General features: G+C 46.5%; 3 protein-coding genes. All 3 read right to left on the bottom strand.

What is annotated here, in order from left to right; translation table 11 throughout:
• Positions 1-4,310 (bottom strand): hypothetical protein (locus ABDV94_RS15910; RefSeq protein ID WP_343748197.1); only part of this gene is annotated, 4,310 nt, incomplete at its 3' end.
• 6 nt (positions 4,311-4,316) lie between these two features.
• A complete protein-coding gene (locus ABDV94_RS15905; RefSeq protein ID WP_343748196.1) occupies positions 4,317-5,036 on the bottom strand; it encodes a hypothetical protein in 720 nt (239 codons plus the stop codon).
• Entirely contained in the window at positions 5,033-5,986 is a 954-nt protein-coding gene (locus tag ABDV94_RS15900) for a hypothetical protein (RefSeq protein WP_343748195.1), read from the bottom strand. The genes ABDV94_RS15905 and ABDV94_RS15900 overlap by 4 nt, the downstream gene beginning before the upstream one ends.
• Between the last annotated feature and the right edge of the window lie 16 nt (positions 5,987-6,002).

The raw sequence follows: 6,002 nt of genomic DNA, 5'->3' as shown, positions 1-6,002 counted from the left end.
TTGTGAATTTGGTACATCACCCCGGAAATCGTTGCCGGGTAACCGATCGTCTGGTTGGCAATCATCTCAAAGGAATAATTCCCGGTAGATTTGATCGGCTCAAAGCTGGTAATGGCAGAAGTGATCGTAGGCGGAATAGTGGTAAATCGAATGTATAAACCATCTGTTGAACCCGCAGATGAACCGTAAATACGGAACACATCCGCTACCGGTGTAACAATGCGTAATCCGGTTCCGGAATTTGATGCATTCTGCATGTAAAGCGATGCCAAACTAATCGTACTTCCAATGGAAGCAGAGCTGTAATTTGCCAGATCAACCGGAGTTGACAAGCCCAGGTTTCCATCCATGTTCAGCACATTGAATACCGTTGTCAGATCCAGTGCCAATTGGTTGGATGTACACTCCTGTTCGAAGGTACAGCCGTCGAGTTTAAAGTAAGACAAGCTTCCCGTCACCGGAAACACCTGGATCGTGGAATTCACTACATCCAAATAGGTCGCCTCGGCCGTAAAGGTATGCTCACCCGTCGCATACAGGTTCACCAATCCGGTTACCTGCGACCATGTTTGTGAACCTGTCTTGTTCAACGTCAGTGTTGCCAGGTTGGAGGTTCCGTCATTCCAGTTTGCCGTAATGGTATTGGAAGTCGTTGTTGCAGTATACGTCAGAGACGGCATTGTTCCCGGATTGTAGTAAGCATTGTTTGCCTGGAACAAAGCCGCCAGGTAGGAGGTACTGCTCAGGTTGAAGGAAACGGAAGTCAGGTGATTATTCTGAGCCAGCTCATTCAATAAATGCTGCAACGTAAATGCAGTAGGGCATTGCCCCGTCTGCAGGTATAATTCGTATGCCGTACTGTTGGCAGTTTCCTGCAACGCATCGTCGTGATCACTGAAACGCTTGGTTTTGTAGCGGTAAAATTGGGAAGTGAACACAGAACAAGGCTGAGAATTATCCAGGAAAGGGTAATATTTAGTTGTAGGAGATAACTGGATAGCACCGAATACCGGGAACGGGGTATAGCCCGCGTTTCCGATACAATTATTGTATGCATCACAATAAGCCACAGCCTTACAAGTTGCCAGTTCCTGTTGCAATCTTTGTTTGGCACTTAGATACAACGCCTTCAGGATGCTCCATTCGCTATTCAGAATGGTGGTGTCGAGCACACCGTTATACAATTGTCCAAAATTGTAACAGTCAGCTGACGGCATGGAAGGAGCAGCGGAACCACATCTTGCAGTGTAAGCCGCTATTTCGGCCATTGAGTACCACTGTCCGAACTGGTATTGGAACTGACTGTATTTTGTGCTCAATTGAGACGCCAGGCCCGTACAAATTCCCGCTTCGAAATCACCGCTGTAGAATACGAACGGATCCCATGGTTTTATTGAGTCGGTTGGATTGGAACCTGTAGGTTCGAACCAACCAGACGGAAGCCCGCCGGAAGTAACAAACCCGTAGGCCTGTGCTTGTGCAAAGGTATTCGTGTTCAATAGTAAGTTATCGAAAGAACTACTGCTAAACGCATCTGTTTCTGTGTGTTTGTTTTCGTATTGGATGCAGGATTGGTAATAACAATATTCCGGGTGATATTTCACCAGGGACAAGCCCCAAGACTGCTCGAAGTTGTCAATGAAATCCACAACGGACAAGAGTTGTTCCGGGTATACAAAGTATGCTCCGGCCAATGCGTCATATTGTACGACAGAACTGTTCAACGGTGCCGGCAGGTAAGTTCCCGGGTTGGCAGGATCTTCCGAAAGATAGATTTTAGAGCGTTGTCCGGAAGCGTCCAGGTAGACGTTCTGTGTCCCGGTTGCAGTCTCCAAAACCGGGTTTCTCCAGCTCGCCGATGCATTCGGCAGGTGGTTGTTGGTATTGAACAGCGATAACGGAATCGTCAAATCCAATGTAGCAGTGGAAGGATTCAGGTATTCTGCATACTGTCCGCCCGGAGACATATCCAGTTGCAGCATCGTCAGGTACATCTGGCAATCGCTCACACGGTCCTGGCACAATTCCTTGCATTCCTGCACCCGTGCGTAATAGTCTCCGGAAGTTCCGTGTCCGTTGCCGATAAAATCAGCCAGCGTTCCCAATTGTTCCAGGCAGTTGTCGCAATCAATCAGACATGCGGAAGAATCGACTTGCTGCAAAGCCGCATCCAGGAAATCCTGGTAGCTCAGCACACATTCGCTGGAATCGGTCAATGCCAGGTAGGCATTCAAAGCATCTTCCCGGATCGACAATTTCTTTGATACGACGTATTTCCCGATCGGAAGCGTTACCGTTTCCTGCGATGAAAATGCCGTAGAGTCCGTACAGTGTGTATGGAATACATAGTTTCCGGTTCCATCCAATTGGAAATTCCCGATGGTCTTGTGCTGTACATCCGCTGAAAGCAGGTTATCCCCGCACTCATTTTTCACGCTCAGTTCCAGGTCATACACACAATCCACACAGATCTCCGTGAGACAGGAATCCGTCATCGGGAAGGTCACAAAATCGTAATCAACCACTACATCAGAAGGAGCTGAAAGCGAAAAGGATGTTGAAAAAGTAATGGTATTTGCCAAATGGTCGATTACCTGATCTGAGCCATCCGGTGCAATGAGGTTCACTTCCAAAGCTTGGGCTTCTGGAGCCGCTATTGCCTGCAGGTTCGTTGGCGGATCACCTGCCAAGGCAGTCGCAATGACCTTTCCATCGCCGTCCAGGTAGGAAATAGAAACTTGTCCGTTAGCATCGATCACCAGGTTTTTCTGGTAGTGCTCCTTATATCCTACCTCTGAACCAAACATTCGGTTCAATTCCAGCTGGTTGGGGTTGCTGTAGACCATACGCGTCTCCTTGCCTGTCCCAATCTGGAAATCCGGTCCTACACCACCCTGGCTTACCACGCGCCCCGTATTATCAGGGGCATATACTGTGTGGACGAATGGATAACCTTTCGCATCCGGAAGATAGGCCTGTTGCAAATTCTGGTTTGGATTATCGGGAGAATAGTAACGGGAAGCACCGTTTTTAATATTCATTGCTCCGGCACTTAATTGGCAGTTACCATCATAATCCAGATCGAAATTGATTTTATCATAAGGGTCACCTTTATCGTTCTGGTTAAAGTTCTCATAATACTTGATCACCGGTTCGCCATCTTTTTCACAGGAAGGAAACTCAACCGGCACCGGCATCACATTCACCGCAGGCCGGCCCTGATGGTCATAGAATGTTTCTGCAACAATCACATTTTTCTCCGTATTAATTTTCGTAACCGCTTGTCGACTTCGAAGGGTACCATCAAAATAACTGATGGCCTCTTTACGCTTTCCCTGCTCTGCATAACTGGCCGAATACTGCCAGTTCACTGTTCTGGAATGTAATTCGGCATCCGTGATCTCGATCTTGCAATTGGCATTCAAACTTGATACTGTCCCCAATTCGGCAATAGTGGTCCACTCACCGAAGATGAGATGCTCTGGATCGTTTATATCAACGCCAACTGGTCTGACCCTGTAGGCGATCCATCCGCGGTCAAAAATCAGCGGGATTTCATAAAAGGTATTGCTGGTCTCTATACGGGTTGAATTATGACCAAAGTCATATTGAAGGTCGGCAGGGTTTTGGGTCGTTCCGTCCGTGCCATAGTTGGAAACATGCAAGAATTCAAGCTGGTACATCTCTGCCCCATAATGTGGTTTCCACGCAAAGCGTAGACCATCTTTGTTCTCATCGCAATCCTTGTCCAAGAATTTTATTGCATTTATTCCCATCTCTGAAATAGAAAGGGTGCTATATCGCTCTACAAAAATATCTCCCTGCAGGAAAAGGTTTTTTGGGAACGTACTGGTCAGCGATCCGTCTACCCAGATGGTATCAATGCGGAACATCATCTTATATGCGTCGGTAAATTCGTAATCGCTCAGGATCCGCGAATGTACTGTATCAGTATGAAAATAAGCAATATCCAGCTTAATATCGATATCAGACATCGGGTTGCTGTGAACGTCCCAACGCTTAACGTGTACAGAGATCTGCACCAACTGTGGGCCTGGCACATATTCTGGATAATGAATATCAACTCCGAAACTGACACGGTTCCGTACGGAATAATCCCTTTGGTCAGTAGCCAAAGCATCAAGAGCAATAGTGTCCCTGGAAGTCGCTTCGCCTATCTTTACAGGTGAGCCACCAACCGGAGTATGGATCGACTTGGTTTTGTCGCCCCTTCCGGCAAAAGCATTTCCATGCCCCAGAAAGGTTGCCACCAGGGCTAAAAATATGAGTTGTAAAAAGTACTTGTTCATAATCTGCTAGTTTCTTAAATCAATCACTTCGAAATCTTTGTAACCTGCCGCTGGTACCAAAAGGCCATCCTTGATCACGATATAATCTTTCACGGTCAGGAAATGGGCCATATCTACAGCTTTACCTTTTTTGAAATTTTTGAAATCCAATACAATCTTAGCCCTGGCCCCCGAGTAGGTGTCCCCTTCTTCGTAATATGGCTGGTTGCTGTATATCACGATCTGGGATATGAAATTCTTGTCCGAAAATGTGAATTCCATCGAATGATATGGATTTCCCTTCTTCAACTGAAGTTGGAATACAGTGTTATTGCTCATTTTCTTCCTATAGACCATTTCGGTCATTTCCAAAAAGGTGCTGTAATCCTGTAGGGTCTTCCGATAAAAAAATGACGGGTCCGCCTTCTGCACCAACAGCTGTTTTGCAGCAGTGTCCAAGGAAATATTGATAGATGCATCCTGGATCATCAATTGCCCCATTTGGCAAACATTCAGTTCCTTTCCTGCGCGACAGATCAATTTCCCTTCAAAAGACTGCACGGGCTGCACATCCTTGTAGTCGTTGTAGATACGGTACCCTGTTTCGAGCGAGTAGTTTTCGTTGGACGAAACCGATTGCTCATATTCACGGATCAAATCCATGAACAGCTTTGCGTCCACTTTCTCCCACTCACTTTGAGAAAATCCAAGGAGCGGACATAACATGATGATTATTAACTTTTTCATTTGTTGAAAATATTATTCCGTGATTCTGTAATAGTCATTATTCCGCGTTCGGTTTCCTGCTTGGTCCTGATCAATCTGCCCTGCTCATCATATTCATAAAGCGTCGCGTAATTACGTTCATCCAACTGGGCCACCAATCTTAGCCTTACCGGGTCATATACATAGGAAACCATACTTCCGTCTACGGGAACAAAACGGATATCGTCAAATAAGCAGCTGCCTGATGCACAATAAAGACCGATGCGGATATCTGTTGCCCCAATCGGAACCGTGATCATTCCGTCAATTCGTTGCCAATCATCGATAATCAATCCCGATGGCAGAAAGTAGGAACTGTCCGTTGCCCCTTCGAACGCAACGGAAATACCCGGGTTCTGGTAGCTTGTATTTTTGTGCGCCACTTCGCCTTTCACCCAGGCCGATACAAGGTATTTTCCAGGGCTGGGAGAAAAAGAACTAAGACAATCCTTGCATTCGGCAACTTCGTCACATGTTGCATGATTGGCCGAAACATTCACATCTACCCTATAATTGTCTCCGGTACCGATGCAGTTGGTAGGGTTTACACGCAACAAATAATAGCCTTCACCGTGCGGTATCGCGATGGATCCTGATAGGTTTCCCGAAACCTGGTTTACCTGTCCCAGTGAAATCTGCTCACAGGAAGCAATACCAAGCGTTGCCATAGGGCCGTACAAGGTATATGTGCCGGTATGTGCATATGTGTTCAGCGCAATATTACCTGATGTTGCCATGTGGAACTTAAAGTACTGTGGCTGGATGGAACCCAGGCATATGGCCTGATCTGGCGTCGAGGTCGTTGTGACCTGTTTGCTGGTACAGACCTTGGCAGCCGTCACACAGCTATTATAGACAGACAAGGAACTCTGCTGCGCAAGAGCCAGCCCCTGAACTCCGGTCAATAACATATATAGAATGATCTTTTTCATTTGCATTTTATTAGTT

This window comes from Fluviicola sp. (assembly GCF_039596355.1).
Lineage (GTDB): Bacteria > Bacteroidota > Bacteroidia > Flavobacteriales_D > Crocinitomicaceae > Fluviicola.
Note: the sequence above shows the minus strand (reverse complement) of the source record. Positions and strands in the feature narration are given on the sequence as shown.